This is a genomic window from Streptomyces sp. NBC_00083 (assembly GCF_026343295.1).
Classification (GTDB): domain Bacteria; phylum Actinomycetota; class Actinomycetes; order Streptomycetales; family Streptomycetaceae; genus Streptomyces.
In genome coordinates this window covers 1,712,545-1,727,858 of sequence record NZ_JAPELY010000002.1, presented here as the reverse complement: position 1 = coordinate 1,727,858, position 15,314 = coordinate 1,712,545, and the positions used below count along the sequence as shown (strand labels likewise).

At 71.0% G+C, this 15,314-nt stretch carries 10 protein-coding genes; 4 read left to right on the top strand and 6 right to left on the bottom strand.

Features of this window, described 5'->3' with window-relative positions:
- Nucleotides 1-158: 158 nt before the first annotated feature.
- The 4 genes from OOJ98_RS23810 (at nt 159) to OOJ98_RS23795 (ending at nt 6,221) form a co-directional block, all read left to right on the top strand.
- Entirely contained in the window at nt 159-821 is a 663-nt protein-coding gene (locus tag OOJ98_RS23810) for a response regulator transcription factor (RefSeq protein ID WP_114039865.1), read from the top strand.
- An 89-nt stretch (nt 822-910) separates the two neighbouring features.
- Nucleotides 911-2,194 (top strand): ribonuclease D, encoded by a 1,284-nt coding sequence (locus OOJ98_RS23805; protein ID WP_267056970.1) that lies wholly within the window; start codon nt 911-913, stop codon nt 2,192-2,194.
- Between the two features lie 671 nt (nt 2,195-2,865).
- A complete protein-coding gene (locus OOJ98_RS23800; protein ID WP_267056969.1) occupies nt 2,866-4,092 on the top strand; it encodes an acetyl-CoA C-acyltransferase in 1,227 nt (408 codons plus the stop codon).
- Complete coding sequence (locus OOJ98_RS23795; protein ID WP_267056968.1) at nt 4,089-6,221, top strand: 3-hydroxyacyl-CoA dehydrogenase NAD-binding domain-containing protein; 2,133 nt, start codon at nt 4,089-4,091, stop codon at nt 6,219-6,221. Before OOJ98_RS23800 ends, OOJ98_RS23795 begins: the two co-directional genes overlap by 4 nt.
- A 152-nt stretch (nt 6,222-6,373) precedes the next feature.
- Here OOJ98_RS23795 and OOJ98_RS23790 read toward each other — a convergent pair whose 3' ends face one another.
- From OOJ98_RS23790 to OOJ98_RS23765, 6 genes are all read right to left on the bottom strand, one after another.
- Nucleotides 6,374-7,528, bottom strand: coding sequence for a hypothetical protein (locus OOJ98_RS23790; RefSeq protein WP_267056967.1), 1,155 nt, complete (start codon nt 7,526-7,528; stop codon nt 6,374-6,376).
- Between the two features lie 191 nt (nt 7,529-7,719).
- Nucleotides 7,720-9,216, bottom strand: a complete 1,497-nt coding sequence (locus tag OOJ98_RS23785; protein WP_267056966.1) for a glycosyltransferase family 39 protein — start codon at nt 9,214-9,216, stop codon at nt 7,720-7,722.
- A gap of 72 nt (nt 9,217-9,288) precedes the next feature.
- Nucleotides 9,289-10,782 (bottom strand): amino acid permease, encoded by a 1,494-nt coding sequence (locus OOJ98_RS23780; RefSeq protein WP_267056965.1) that lies wholly within the window; start codon nt 10,780-10,782, stop codon nt 9,289-9,291.
- 149 nt (nt 10,783-10,931) lie between these two features.
- A complete protein-coding gene (gene dxs / locus OOJ98_RS23775) occupies nt 10,932-12,857 on the bottom strand; it encodes a 1-deoxy-D-xylulose-5-phosphate synthase (RefSeq protein WP_267056964.1) in 1,926 nt (641 codons plus the stop codon).
- Between the two features lie 176 nt (nt 12,858-13,033).
- The gene (locus OOJ98_RS23770) at nt 13,034-14,338 is read right to left on the bottom strand and encodes a sugar ABC transporter permease (protein WP_267056963.1); all 1,305 of its coding nucleotides are present in this window, start codon (nt 14,336-14,338) and stop codon (nt 13,034-13,036) included.
- Entirely contained in the window at nt 14,335-15,123 is a 789-nt protein-coding gene (locus OOJ98_RS23765; protein ID WP_267056962.1) for an ATP-binding cassette domain-containing protein, read from the bottom strand. The genes OOJ98_RS23770 and OOJ98_RS23765 overlap by 4 nt, the downstream gene beginning before the upstream one ends.
- Nucleotides 15,124-15,314: the final 191 nt, after the last annotated feature.

Here is a 15,314-nt window from a genome sequence, read left to right as displayed (position 1 = left end):
GCAGCTGTCCGAATTGCCCTAAATGTTTCTCACCAAATCGTGATCATTCTCTAAAGGCCGAGGGGTTTGGTGCCGAAGAGGTTTGTGACCCTAACTGCACGGTTCGCCCCGGCTTCATCCCCGAGCCGGCTTCGTCCCGCACCTTTCCAGGAGGCCTGGTGTCCGTTCTTCTTGAGCAGCCCGCAAGCCTGGTCGCCTACCGCCCGAACAAGCCGACGGCCATGGTCGTCGTTGCCGACCCCCGAGTCCGCTCCACCGTCACCCGACACCTGTGGGCGCTCGGAGTACGTGACGTCATCGAGGCGTCGTCCATCGCGGAGGCCCGTCCCCGCGTCGGCAACCCGCGCGACATCTGCGTTGCCGACGTCCACCTGCCCGACGGTTCCGGGCTGACCCTGCTGTCCGAGACCCGAGCCGCCGGCTGGCCCAACGGCCTGGCCCTGTCCGCCGCCGACGACATCGGTGCCGTGCGCAACGCCCTCGCGGGCGGCGTGAAGGGCTATGTCGTCACCGGCACCCGTACCAACATCGGGCACCCCGGCCGCCCGGGGGCCGCCCCCATCGGCGCCGCCGCCGCCCGTATGCACCGCCGCCCCCCGGGTGCCCCGAGCCACCCGGGCGGCTACCGCGAGCTCTCCGGCCGTGAGGTCGAGGTGCTCCGGCTCGTCGCGGAGGGCCAGTCCAACAAGGCCATCGGCGTCTCGATGGGCCTGTCCGCTCTGACCGTCAAGTCCCACCTCGCCCGGATCGCACGCAAGCTCGGCACGGGTGACCGCGCCGGGATGGTGGCCGTAGCGCTGCGCACCGGAATCATCCACTGATCGGATACTGACCGGATTACGACCCTCCCGCGCCCGTCGACGGAACGTTCCGTCGACGGGCGCGGTGCATACCCGGATACCCTTGACAGGTGACCGACGCCCATAAGACCGCAGCAGAGACAGCACTGCGAACCACCGGGGGCGCTCCCCCGGACGACGTCGACAAGGCGCCGATTCCCTTGCTGGAGCCCCGAGAGGGCATTCCGCCCGTCGTTGCCACCGAGGAAGCGCTGGCCGAGGTGGTCGCCGCCTTCGCGGCCGGCACCGGCCCCGTGGCCGTGGACGCCGAGCGCGCGTCCGGCTACCGCTACGGGCAGCGCGCCTATCTGGTGCAGATGCGCCGCGAAGGCGCCGGCACCGCGCTGATCGACCCCGTCGGGTGTCCGGATCTCTCCGCTTTGGGAGAGGTACTTTCGGACACCGAGTGGATCTTGCACGCCGCCACCCAGGATCTTCCCTGCCTGCGCGAAATAGGCATGGTTCCCTCCAGGATCTTCGACACCGAACTGGCCGGGCGGCTCGCGGGGTTCCCGCGGGTGGGCCTGGGCGCGATGGTCGAGAGCGTGCTCGGATACGCCCTGGAGAAGGGCCACTCGGCCGTCGACTGGTCGACCCGGCCGCTCCCCGAGCCGTGGCTGCGGTACGCGGCGCTCGACGTGGAGCTCCTCGTCGACCTGCGGGACGCGCTGGAGGAGGAGCTCGACCGGCAGGGCAAGCTGGAGTGGGCCCGCGAGGAGTTCGACGCGATCGCCGCCGCGCCGCCGGCCCCGCCCCGCAAGGACCCCTGGCGCCGCACCTCCGGCATGCACAAGGTGCGCAGGCGCCGGCAGATGGCGGCGGTACGGGAGCTGTGGACCGCCCGGGACAAGGTCGCGCAGCGGCGTGACGTCTCGCCGGGCAAGGTGCTCAGCGACTCCGCGATCATCGAGGCCTCGCTCGCCCTGCCCGCCAACGTGGCCGCGCTCACCGCACTGGCCGGGTTCGGGCACCGGATGGGGAGGCGCCAGCTGGAGCAGTGGCAGGCGGCCGTCGACCGCGCGAAGGCCCTGCCGGAGGCGGAGCTGCCGCAGCCGGGGCAGCCGCTGCAGGGGCCTCCGCCCCCGCGCGCCTGGGCCGACAAGGACCCGGCCGCAGCGGCCCGGCTCTCCGCGGCCCGCACGGCGGTCACGGAGCTGGCCGAGAGCCTCAACATGCCGCAGGAGAACCTGATCACGCCGGACACGGTGCGGCGGGTGTGCTGGGAGCCGCCGGGGGACCGCTCCGAGGCGGCGGTCTCCGAGGCCCTGGCCGGCCACGGCGCGAGGCCCTGGCAGATCGCCCAGGTCACCCCGCTCCTGTCCGCGGCGCTGACGGATCCACCCGCGAAGCCGTGAGGGGGTTGGGGGTCCCCCAACCCCCTCAATCCCAGCCGATTCCCGCCGCCCTGCCCGGCCCGCGCAGTTCCCCGCGCCCCCAGGCGGGGCGGCCTCGGCAGGGCGCCCAGTCGAGGCACCCTCAGCCCGTCCGGCGATTGAGGACGAGCGCCCATAAGGCGCGAACGGGGTCTGGGGCAGAGCCCCAGGACACCCCGCTTTCGTCTGCGGACCATGCCCGCGTCTCGCGCAGTTCCCCGCGCCCCTAGCGGGGTCGGCCTGGGCGGCATGCCCAGTCCCGGCATCCTCAGCCCGTCCGGCGATTGAGGACGAGCGCCTTTCGGGCGCGAACCGGGGTCTGGGGCAGAGCCCCAGGACACCCCGCTTTCGTCTGCGGACCATGCCCGCGTCTCGCGCAGTTCCCCGCGCCCCTGGCGGGGTTGGTCCTGGCGGCATGCCCAGTCCCGGCATCCTCAGCCCGTCCGGCGATTGAGGACGAGCGCCCTTAAGGCGCGATGCGGGGTCCGGGGCGGGGCCCCGGTCGGGGTGGTGCGGGAGTGTGACGTTCGACGCTCCCGCCCTGGGGGCTGGGCAGTTTGGTTACCCGTAAGTAGCATGGGTGAGGTGAGCACGCGCTCAGTCGCGTGCGCCAAAGCGCAGCAGTGCCATCCCGCACCTGGAGGAGAGCCATCGTGCCTCGTACCGTCAGGGACGTCGTCTTCGTCGACGGCGTCCGCACCCCGTTCGGCAAGGCGGGCCCGAAGGGCATCTACCACGAGACCCGGGCCGACGATCTGGTCGTCAAGGCCATCCGTGAGCTGCTGCGCCGCAACCCGGCCCTCGACCCCGCGAAGATCGACGAGGTCGCCATCGCCGCGACCACGCAGATCGGCGACCAGGGCCTGACGCTCGGCCGCACCGCCGGCATCCTCGCGGGCCTGCCGCAGTCCGTGCCGGGCTACTCCATCGACCGCATGTGCGCCGGCGCCCTCACCGCCGTGACCTCCGTCGCCGGCTCGATCGCGTTCGGCGCGTACGACGCCGTGATCGCCGGTGGCGTCGAGCACATGGGCCGCCACCCGATGGGCGAGGGCGTCGACCCCAACCCGCGGTTCGTCAGCGAGAAGCTGGTCGACGAGTCCGCCCTCTTCATGGGCATGACCGCCGAGAACCTGCACGACCGCTACCCGCACATCACCAAGCTCCGCGCCGACGAGTACGCCGTGCGCTCGCAGGAGAAGGCCGCCAAGGCGTACGCCGACGGCAAGATCCAGCAGGACCTGGTCCCGATCTCGGTGCGCAACACCAACGCCGAGGTGGGCGAGACCGGTTGGGGTCTGGTCACCGCCGACGAGCCGATGCGTCCCGGCACCACCCTGGAGAGCCTCGCGGGCCTCAAGACGCCGTTCCGCGTGCACGGCAACGTCACCGCGGGCAACGCGGCGGGCCTCAACGACGGCGCCACCGCTTCGATCATCGCGTCCGAGGAGTTCGCGCGGGAGAACAACCTCCCCGTGAAGATGCGCCTCGTCTCCTACGCCTTCGCCGGCGTGGAGCCCGAGGTCATGGGCTACGGCCCGATCCCGGCCACCGAGAAGGCCCTCGCCAAGGCGGGCCTGGCCATCGGTGACATCGATCTCTTCGAGATCAACGAGGCGTTCGCCGTCCAGGTCCTCGCGTTCCTGGACCACTACGGCATCGCCGACGACGACGCGCGCGTCAACCAGTACGGCGGCGCCATCGCCTACGGCCACCCGCTCGCCTCCTCGGGCGTACGCCTGATGACGCAGCTGGCCCGGCAGTTCGAGGAGCACCCCGAGGTCCGCTACGGCCTCACCACCATGTGCGTCGGCTTCGGCATGGGCGCCACGGTCATCTGGGAGAACCCGCACCACAAGGACGCCGGAGGCAGCAAGTGAGCACCACCACCGCTGAGCTTCTCAAGGGCGCGGCCGAGCTGTTCCCGGACGAGGTCGTGACGTCCGCGCACGTACGCCACCTCGAACTGCCCTACGGCGCCGGGCGCTTCGCGCTCATCACGCTCGACAACGGCTTCGACCACACCAAGCCGACCACCTTCGGCCCCGGCTCGCTGGCGAACCTGAACGCCGCCATCGACCAGGTCGAGAAGGAGGCCGCCGAGGGCTCCATCGTCGGCGTCGGCGTCACCGGCAAGCCGTTCATCTTCGCCGTCGGTGCCGACCTCAAGGGCGTCGAGCTCCTGAAGAAGCACGACGACGCGCTGGCCATCGGCAAGGGCGGCCACGAGGTCTTCAAGCGCCTCGCGGGCCTCGCCGTGCCGACGTTCGGGTACTACAACGGCGCGGCCATGGGCGGCGGTGTCGAGGTCGGTCTGCACTGCACCTACCGCACCGTCTCCAAGGCGCTGCCCGCGTTCTCGCTGCCCGAGGTCTTCCTCGGTCTGGTCCCGGGCTGGGGCGGCTGCACGCTGCTCCCCAACCTGATCGGCGCCGAGAAGGCCGTCTCGGTCATCATCGAGAACTCGCTGAACCAGAACCGCCAGCTCAAGGGCAAGCAGGTCTTCGAACTCGGCATCGCCGACGCGCTGTTCGAGGGCGCCGACTTCCTGGAGCAGTCCCTCATCTGGACGGCGAACGTCCTCAAGGGCGACGTCACCGTTGAGCGCCCCGAGATCGACCGCGGCGAGGCCTGGGACCAGGCCGTCGCCAAGGGCCGCTTCATCGCGGACTCGAAGGTGCACGGCGCGGCCCCGGCCGCCTACCGCGCCCTCGACATCATCGCGGCGTCCAAGGACGGCGACCTCCAGGCCGGCTTCGACGCCGAGGACAGCGCGCTCGCCGACCTGATCATGGGTGGCGAACTGCGGTCCGGCATCTACGCGTTCAACCTGGTCCAGAAGCGCGCCAAGCGCCCGGCCGGCGCCCCGGACAAGAACCTGGCGCGCCCGGTCACCAAGGTCGGCGTGGTCGGCGCGGGCCTGATGGCCTCGCAGCTCGCCCTGCTGTTCCTGCGCCGCCTGGAGGTGCCGGTCGTCCTGACCGACATCGACCAGGAGCGCGTCGACAAGGGTGTGGGCTACGTCCATGCCGAGATCGACAAGCTGCTCGCCAAGGCGCGGATCAACCAGGACAAGGCCAACCGCCTCAAGGGCCTGGTCTCCGGTGTCCTCGACAAGGCCGAGGGCTTCTCGGACGCCGACTTCATCATCGAGGCCGTCTTCGAGGAGATCGGCGTCAAGCAGCAGGTGTTCGCTGAGGTCGAGGCGGTCGCCCCGGCGCACGCCATCCTCGCCACCAACACCTCCTCGCTGTCGGTCACCGAGATGGCGTCGAAGCTGAAGCACCCCGAGCGGGTCGTCGGCTTCCACTTCTTCAACCCGGTCGCGATCCTGCCGCTCCTGGAGATCGTCCGCGGCGAGCAGACCGACGACGTCTCGCTGGCCACGGCCTTCGGTGTGGCGCGCAAGCTGAAGAAGACCGCGGTCCTGGTGAAGGACGCCCCGGCGTTCGTCGTCAACCGCATCCTGACCCGCTTCATGGGCGAGATCCAGAACGTCATCGACGAGGGCACCCCGGTCGCCGTCGCCGAGAAGGCCGTCGAGCCGCTCGGTCTGCCGATGTCACCGCTGGTCCTGCTCGAACTGGTCGGCCCGGCCATCGGCCTGCACGTGTCCGAGACCCTCAACCGCGCCTTCCCGGACCGCTTCACGGTCTCGGAGAACCTGGCCGCGGTCGTGAAGGCCGGCAAGCGCGGCTTCTACGTGTACGACTCCGGGAAGCCGGAGCTGGACCCCGAGGTCGCCGCGCTCCTCAAGCAGGGCGACACCGCCCTGACCGAGGAGCAGACCCGTGACCGCGTCCTGGACGCGGTGGCGCAGGAGATCGGTCTGATGCTGGACGAGGGCGTCGTCGCCGAGGCCCAGGACATCGACCTCTGCCTGATCACCGGCGCCGGCTGGCCCTTCCACCTGGGCGGCATCACGCCGTACCTGGACCGCGAGGGCGTCTCGGAGCGCGTGACCGGGAAGAAGTTCCTGGCGCAGGGCGTCGCGAGCGTCCCCGCGTAACCCGCCCGCTCAGTACGGTGACGGCCCCGCACCTCGGTGCGGGGCCGTCGCCGTGTCCCGACTTCCGTGTCCGTCGGGTGAGTTGACGGTACGTCAGAGGGCCCGGCACCTGTCCAAGGTGCCGGGCCCCCTGACGTACGCGGTGGACGCGCTCAGATCTGCTGCCAGGCCGCGAAGGCCAGGCCCGGCGCGTCCGTGCGCTGGCGGGTGAGCCGGATGCGGCCCTCGGGGGTGAACACGCCGAGCACGACCCGGTCTTCGGCGTCCACCGTCAGGGCGGGCACGCCGGCGCACACCTCGCCGATCGGCGTCCAGGTGACCCCGGCCGCCTCCTGCTCGGTGGGGTAGACCGCTATCGCGGGACGGCCGGCGGAGTCGCGCTGGGCGAGCACCATGCAGTCGACGCCGTCGATCTCGTGGCGCAGCAGCGCGACGGGACCCGTGCCCTTGCCGCCGATGGACTGGGCGGGCTCGTCGTCGCGCCAGGCCCGCAGCTGACCCGAGGCGATGTCACGCAGGAAGAAGGTGATGCGGCCGCCGTCGCCGGTCTGGATGCCGTTGACGGTGCCCGTCGCCGGCTTGCCCGCGACGGGCTTCTTGAGCCACTCGAAGCTCTCTTCGCCCGAGGGGCGTTCGTACACGTGGATGCCGGAGTCGGACGGCGCGTGGATGACCATCCGGCCGCCCTCCCCCGCCACGATCGATATCGAGCGGTCCGCGCCGTTGCCGTTGAGGTCGGCCCAGCCGGCCCACTTGCCCGAGGCTTCCTGGCCGCGCGCGGAGACGCCGCCGAACGCGTTGCGCACCACGATCTGTGCGTTGCCCGCGGAGTCCACGCCCACGGCGGGATGGCCCATCCGCAGGCCGTGCTGCCAGTCGCGCCGCGGGTAGGGGGAGCCGACGACGGCCCAGTTCTTGACCGGACGGCCCGTCTGGTACTGGATCGCGTGGACCAGCTCGGTCCAGGTGCCGCCCTCCGCGATGGGGGTCTGCCGCAGCGCCGCCATGTGGACGTAGCCGTCGGCGCCCTGCGCGATCGAGAGGTGCGACTGGAGTCCCACGCCGGGGGCGACCAGTTCGGGCCCCGTCCACGCCTCGCCGGGCTCCGACTCGGTCCAGCGGGCGACGCCGCCCTCGGCGGGCGCGTACGCAGTGAGACGGCCGTCCTTGCCCAGCCGCAGCCAGTCGGTGACCGTGGGGCTGCCGTCCTCGGCCGCCACGACGGGGGTGGCCGGGGTCGGCGTGGTCCGGATGACGCCCGATTTGGCCGGCCCCTGCTGCGATGCCTGTCGAGACCTCAGTGCCATGGTCCGCGACCACCTTTCCCCACCGGTTCCGCGCGAGGCGGCCGGGTCCAGCAAACAAGCGACTTTCTGCGACCATAACACTGCTCACGACCCCCGTTTTCCCCTGGTATTTCCGTCCCGACGTGCGGCTTTTCGCCACCTGGGGCGGGGCGCCCGAGCCGCCCGGACGAGGTACGCCCGGTCGGGTGAGGTCATCGGGCGCGCACGTAGAACACGGCCCCGTCCACCACGCCGCTCCGGTCGTACCGGGAGGCGAGGAAGCGGCGCAGGGTGGGGAGCCGGTCGGGGGCGAAGGGCTTGCCGCGGGAGTCGTCCACGACGAGTACGGGCGGCCGGTCGGCGAGCTCGGCGCGGAAGTCCCGCCAGGCGCCGTCGACGCCGTACTTCTCCCCCACCTGGGGCCCGTCACGGCCGCCGCTGTAGTTGGTGAGCAGCCCCGCGGTCAGGAAGCGGCTCGCGGGTGTGCGGCCCGCCAGCCAGTACGTCTCCGGGTGTATCCCCCAGACCAGGACCCGTTCGGCCGGCCCGGTGCGGGCCTCCACGGCGGCGGCGAGGCGCTCGGTGTGGGCGAGGTCGGGGCGCGGCGCGAGCAGTCCCCACGCGACGAACAGGGCGCAGGCGCAGGTGGACACGGACAGCGCGCTGGTGAGCCGGTACGTCGGCAGGATGTGGAGCGCGCCGGTGGCGAGCAGGACCAGGGGCGGGATGAGCTGGAGGTAGTAGTGGCCGAAGAAGTGGAAGCCGAGCAGGACCGCTCCCGCCGACGCGGCCAGCCACAGCCACAGGTCGGCCGCGCCGGTCCGTGCGATCCGCAGGACCCGCACGACGGGCGGCAGCAGACCGGCGCAGCCCGCGGCGAGCAGGGCGGTGTTGGTCAACCCCCGGGTCAGGACGTGGAGTTCGGACCCGGTGAAGGAGGCGTACGCCGACGAGCCCGTCACCGTCCAGAACAGGAAGCGGGACGGCCCGGTGAGCCAGGCCGCGGCCACGATGGGCAGGGCGATGCCGACCAGCGTGCGCAGCAGGGGGGTTCGGCGGGGTCCGGGGTGGTGCCACAGGAGCCACAGGACGGGGACGAGGGCGGCGCCGCCGGTCTGTTTGGTGAGGCAGGCCCCGGCGATCGCGAGCCCGGCCCGGGTCCAGTGGCCGCGGTCGGCGCAGAGCAGGGCCGCCGCGGTGAAGGGCAGCATGAACACTTCGAAGGTGGCGGCCTGCGCGTCCTCGGGGTTGAGGCCCACGGAGACCAGGAGGTACAGGACGCCGGCGGTGCGGCCCGCGCGGTCGCCCCAGCGGCGGCGCGCGGTGGCGGCGAGCGCGAGCGCGGTGAGCAGTTGGGCGCCGGCGGCGGCGAGGCGCAGCGGGGTGAGCGAGGCGTCGCCGCACAGGGCGAAGACGGCTTCGTAGAGCCAGGGCAGCAGCGGCGGCTTGCGGTCGACGACCGTTTGGTACAGGGTGCCGCCGCTCGCCAACAGCCGTGCCTGGACGGCGAGATAGCCCTCGTCGGGGTTCCACAGCGGGTGCCGGAAGGAGGGGATCCGGGTGAGCAGCGCGAGGGCGGCGAGGACCGGGAGCAGCCGCCGCCAGTAGCGGTCTTCGGGCGTCGCGGGCGGGTCCGCGGGGCGGCGGCGCTGTCTCGGGAGGACGCTCGTGGTGACGGATCGTAGCGAGGGCGGCGGCTCGGCGAGCATGCGGGCCACCCTATGCGGCCCCGTATGCCCCGATGGGCAGGGACATACGGGGGCGCGGGGAATCGGCCGCGATTACACGGAGTCGCGGCGGGCGGGGGCTTCGAGACGGCTGTGCCTGCGGCCGTACAGGAAGTAGAAGACCACGCCGATCACCATCCAGATGCCGAACCTGAGCCAGGTCTCGGCGGGCAGGTTGATCATCAGCCACAGCGACGCGGCGACCGCGGCCGCGGGGACCCAGGGCACCAGCGGGGTGCGGAAGGCGCGCGGCAGGTCGGGGCGGGTGTGGCGCAGGATGACCACGCCCACGGCGACGACGACGAACGCGAACAGGGTCCCGATGTTCACCAGGTCGGCGAGTTCGCTGAGGCTGGTGAAGCCGGCCACGATCGCGATGATGACGCCGAGCAGGATGGTCGGGCGGTGCGGGGTGCGGAAGCGCGGGTGCACGCGGGAGAAGAAGATGGGCAGCAGCCCGTCCCGGCTCATCGCGAAGAACACCCGGGTCTGCCCGAGCAGCAGGATCATGCAGACCGTGGTGAGGCCGACGGCGGCGCCGAAGCTGATGACGCCCGAGAAGAACGGATGCCCGGTGGCTTTGAAGGCGTCGGCGAGCGGCGCGTCCACGGAGAGCTGGGTGTACTTCTGCATGCCGGTGACCACGACGGAGACGGCCACGTACAGGATCGTGCAGATGAAGAGGGAGCCGAGGATGCCGCGGGGGATGTCCCGTTGCGGGTTCTTGGTCTCCTCGGCGGCGGTCGCCACGATGTCGAAGCCGATGAAGGCGAAGAAGACGACGGAGGCGGCGGTGAAGATGCCCATCACGCCGAAGTTGGTGGGCGCGTAGCCCGACATCAGCTGGATGAGCGGGGCCTTGAGGTCGCTGCCGGCGGTCTGCGGCTGCGCCTCGGGGATGAACGGCGAGTAGTTGGAGGACGTGATGAAGAACGCGCCCGCGATGATCACGATCAGGACGACGGTCACCTTGATGGCGACGACGACCGAGGTGACCCGGGCCGACAGCTTCATGCCGAGCACGAGGACGCCGGTCAGGACGAGGACGAGGGCGGCGGCCAGGATGTCGAAGCCGAAGCCGTGGGCGCCGTCGCGGCCGCTGAGCGCCTCGGGCAGGTGCCAGCCCGCGTTGTCGAGCAGGGAGCGGACGTAGCCCGACCAGCCGACCGCCACCACCGCCGTGCCGAGCGCGAATTCGAGCACCAGGTCCCAGCCGATGATCCAGGCGGGCAGCTCACCGAGGGAGGCGTAGGAGAAGGTGTACGCCGATCCCGCCACCGGCACCGTCGAGGCGAACTCGGCGTAGCAGAGCGCGGCGAGCGCGCAGACGACGCCCGCGACGACGAACGCGATGGAGACCCCGGGGCCCGCGTTCTCCTTGGCGACCTTGCCCGTGAGGACGAAGATGCCGGTGCCGATGATGACTCCGACCCCGAAGACCGTGAGGTCGAGGGCGGACAGGGACTTCTTGAGCGCGTGTTCTGGCTCCTCTGTGTCCTGGATTGACTGCTCGATCGATTTGGTCCTGAACAGACCGTTTCTGGCCACCCGTGCACCTCCGCTAGCTCATCGTCCTCGCCATGATCGGGAGGAGTGGCGGTACGGGTACCGGGCTGAGCGCGTTTTTCACACGAATGGGCCGGACCGATCACCCGTACAGGCACATCGGTCCGGCCCATTGACCGGCGAACGCGTGATCAGTCGCGGGCGGGCTCCACCGCCGCGCGGCTCTCCTCGTACCGTCCGTCCAGCTTGGACACCAGACCGGTGACCTGACGGGCGATGTCCGGAGCGGTCAGGCCGATCTCCGTCATGACCTCGCTGCGCGAGGCGTGGTCGAGGAAGCGCGGCGGAATGCCGAAGTCGCGCAGCGGCACGTCGACGCCCGCGTCGCGCAGCGCCTGGCTGATGGCCGAACCGACGCCGCCCACCCGGCTGTTGTCCTCGACGGTGACCACGACGCGGTGCTTCTCGGCGAGCGGCGCCATCGCCTCGTCGACCGGCTTGACCCAGCGCGGGTCGACCACGGTCGTCGAGATGCCCTGCGCGTCGAGCAGATCGGCGATCTCCAGGCACATCGGCGCGAGCGCGCCGACGGAGACCAGGAGCACATCGGGGCGGACGGCGGCCGTCGAGGGCTCGCGCAGCACGTCCATGCCGCCGACCCGGCCGACGGCCTGGACGGCGGGGCCGACCGCGCCCTTGGAGAAGCGCACCACGGTCGGCGCGTCCTCCACCTGGACGGCCTCGCGCAGCTGGGCGCGGACCTGGTCGGCGTCGCGCGGGGCGGCGATCCTGAGGCCGGGCACGACCTGGAGGAGCGACATGTCCCACATGCCGTTGTGCGAGGCGCCGTCGGTGCCGGTGACACCGGCCCGATCGAGCACGAACGTCACGCCGCACTTGTGCAGCGCCACGTCCATGAGGACCTGGTCGAAGGCGCGGTTGAGGAAGGTCGCGTACACCGCGAAGACGGGGTGCAGACCGCCGGTGGCCAGGCCCGCCGCGGAGACCGCCGCGTGCTGCTCGGCGATGCCCACGTCGTAGACCCGCTCGGGGAAGGCCTTGGCGAACTTGTCGAGGCCGACGGGCTGGAGCATGGCCGCGGTGATCGCGACGATGTCCTCGCGCTCCTTGCCGAGCTTGACCATCTCCTCGCCGAACACGGAGGTCCAGTCGAGGCCGGAGGTCGAGACGGGGAGGCCGGTGTCCGGGTGGATCTTGCCGACGGCGTGGAAGCGGTCGGCCTCGTCGGCGAGCGCCGGCTGGTAGCCGCGGCCCTTCTCGGTGAGGCAGTGCACGATGACCGGGCCGCCGAAGCGCTTGGCGCGCTGGAGCGCCGACTCCAGGGCCTCGATGTCGTGGCCGTCGATCGGGCCGACGTACTTCAGCCCCAGGTCCTCGAACATGCCCTGCGGGGCGATGAAGTCCTTGAGGCCCTTCTTGGCGCCGTGCAGCGTCTCGTAGAGCGGCTTGCCGACGACCGGGGTGCGCTCCAGGAGGTCCTTGCCCTTGGCGAGGAAGCGCTCGTAGCCGTCGGTGGTGCGCAGGGTCGCGAGGTGGTTGGCGAGGCCGCCGATGGTCGGCGCGTACGAGCGCTCGTTGTCGTTGACCACGATCACCAGGGGGCGGTCCTTGGCGGCGGCGATGTTGTTCAGCGCCTCCCAGGCCATGCCGCCGGTCAGCGCGCCGTCGCCGATGACGGCCACGACGTGGTCGTCCTTCTTCAGGACCTCGTTCGCCTTGGCGAGGCCGTCGGCCCAGCCGAGGACGGTGGAGGCGTGGCTGTTCTCGATGACGTCGTGCTCCGACTCGGCGCGCGCCGGGTAGCCGGAGAGACCGCCCTTCATCTTCAGCCGGGAGAAGTCCTGCCGTCCCGTCAGAAGCTTGTGGACGTAGCTCTGGTGGCCGGTGTCCCACAGGACCCGGTCCCGGGGCGATTCGAAGACGCGGTGCAGTGCGATGGTCAGTTCCACCACACCGAGGTTCGGACCGAGGTGTCCACCGGTCTTGGAGACCGCGTCCACCAGGAAGGTCCGGATCTCTGCCGCCAGCTGGTCGAGCTGCTCCGGGCTGAGCCGGTCAAGATCGCGCGGTCCCCTGATTCGGGTAAGCAGCGGCACCCGTGCCTCCTTGCATCCGTGCTGGTCGAGCATGCCGATCCGATGAGTCTAATGTTCCGCCCGCGGCCACGGTCGCGGGGCGGTGCGTTCTGTGTCACTCGTATGGGTGATGTGCACCCGCGACACAGCCGTGCCCGGCGCCACAGGGGCACCGGGCACGGCGGGAGCGGGGCAGGTCAGGCGCGGCCCGCGGACTTCTGGGTCTTCCGGGTGACGGCGTCGATGATGACGGTGATCAAGAGCACGCCACCGGTGATCATCTGCTGGATCGCGGCGGCGACGCCTTCGAGGGCGAGGCCGTACTGGATCGAGGTGATCACCAGGACGCCGAGGAGCGCGTTCCAGGTGCGGCCGCGGCCGCCGAAGAGGCTGGTGCCGCCGATGACGGCCGCCGCGATGGCGTTCATCAGGAGGTCGCCGCTGCCGGCGCCCTGGTTGGCCGCACTGATCTTGGAGGCGAGGAAGAGGCCGCCGACGGCCGCGAAGGTGCCGGAGATCGCGTAGACCGAGGTGCGGACGAGCACGATGTTGATGCCGGCCCGGCGCGAGGCCTCGACGCTGCCGCCGAGCGCGAAGATCATGCGGCCGTAGGACGTGCGGCGGAGCACGAAGTCCGTGAGGATCAGCACCGCGAGGAAGATCACCACGGCGAGCGGCAGGCCCTTGTTCTGGTTGAACATGTACGCCACCGCGAACCCCACCACGGCGAGCAGCGCGGTGCGCAGCACGATCTCGCTGAGCGGCCGCGAGGGGACGCCCGCGGCCTCGCGGCGACGGCTGTCGAAGAACGCGGACAGGAAGTACACGGCGACGGCCACCACGGCGGCGCCGTACGCCACCGCGACATCGCTGAAGAAGTAGTTCGACAGGTTGTAGAAGATGCCCGAGCCGTTGGTGTTGATCGTGCCGTTGTCGCCCAGGATCTTCAGCATGAAGCCGTTCCAGAACAGCAGACCGGCCAGCGTGACGGCGAAGGCGGGGACGCCGATGCGCGCGAAGATGAAGCCGTGGATGGCTCCGGCGACCGCGCCCGTGAGGATGGCCAGGATCAGCGCCAGCCACTCGGGAACGCCGTGCAGGATGCTCAGCACCGCGAAGGACGCGCCCGCCACGCCGCTGACCGAGCCGACCGACAGGTCGATCTCGCCGAGCAGCAGCACGAAGACGATGCCGACCGCGATCATGCCCGTGCCGACCATGGCGACGGAGATGTCGGAGAGGTTGCCTGCGGTGAGGAAGTTCGAGTTCAGGCTCTGGAAGACGATGCAGATGATGATCAGGCCGACGATCACGGGCAGCGCGCCCAGCTCACCGGCGCGCACCTTGCGCTTCAGCTCGCCGAGGTAGCCGCCGAAGCCCTGCTCGCGCACGAGGAGGCGGGGGTCGACCGCGGTGGTGGCGGCGCCCGCGGCCGGCGGCGCGTCGACCGGGGCGGCGGCCGCCTTGCCGAGGTCGGTCGGGGAGGTCTTGTCGGTGCTCACTTCTGAACCTCCGCGTTGCGCGCCGCACGGCGGGTCACGGCGTTGTCCGTGGCCCCGGTGATGGCGGAGATGATCTCTTCCTGCGAGGTGGTCTTCACGTCGAAGACACCGTTGTTCCGGCCGAGCCGGAGCACCGCGACCTTGTCGGCCACGGCCTTCACATCGGCCATGTTGTGGCTGATGAGGACGACCGCGTGGCCGCGCTCGCGCAGCCGCTCCACCAGGTCGAGGACCTGCGCGGTCTGCTCGACGCCGAGCGCCGCGGTCGGCTCGTCGAGGATCACGAGCTTGGGCTCGCCGAGCATCGAGCGGGCGATGGCCACGGTCTGGCGCTGGCCGCCGGAGAGCGAGGCGATCGGGATGCGCACGCTCGGGATCCGGATCGACAGCGTGGTGAGCAGCTCGCGCGAGCGGCGCTCCATCTCGACCTCGTCGAGGACACCGCGCTTCTTCAGCTCGCGTCCGAGGTAGAGGTTGCCGACGACGTCGATGTTGTCGCACAGCGCGAGGTCTTGGTAGACGGTCGCGATGCCCAGGTTCTGGGCGTCGTTCGGCTTACCGATCTGGACGGCCTTGCCTTCCCACTCGATGACTCCGTCATCGATGGGGTGCACGCCGGCGATCGTCTTGACCAGCGTGGACTTTCCGGCGCCGTTGTCGCCCACCAGGGCGAGCACTTCACCGGCGTGGACCTCAAGCTCTACGTCGGTGAGCGCCTGAACGGCACCGAACCGCTTGGAGACCCCGCGCAACGCCAACACGGGCGTAGCGGACACGTGAACCATCTCCTTCGCCGCCTGACCGGCGGGGATGCCGCGCCCGGAGGGGATGGGGCGCGGAGGTCGAGCAGAAGAGAACAGAAAAATGGGAGGAACGTTTTCTCCGGCGCCCCCGCCGCAGCGGGGTGGAAGGCGGCCGTGGGGCGCCGGAGGGTGTGTGGTGCGCTCAGGCCCCCGGGAAATCAGGGGACTCGGCG

Bases quoted from the DNA above. Each gene is read 5' to 3' on its own strand.
- OOJ98_RS23790 (WP_267056967.1), bottom strand. From the start codon at position 7,528: ATGGCACTGAGGTCTCGACAGGCATCGCAGCAGGGGCCGGCCAAATCG.
- OOJ98_RS23785 (WP_267056966.1), bottom strand. From the start codon at position 9,216: ATGCTCGCCGAGCCGCCGCCCTCGCTACGATCCGTCACCACGAGCGTC.
- OOJ98_RS23765 (WP_267056962.1), bottom strand. From the start codon at position 15,123: ATGGTTCACGTGTCCGCTACGCCCGTGTTGGCGTTGCGCGGGGTCTCC.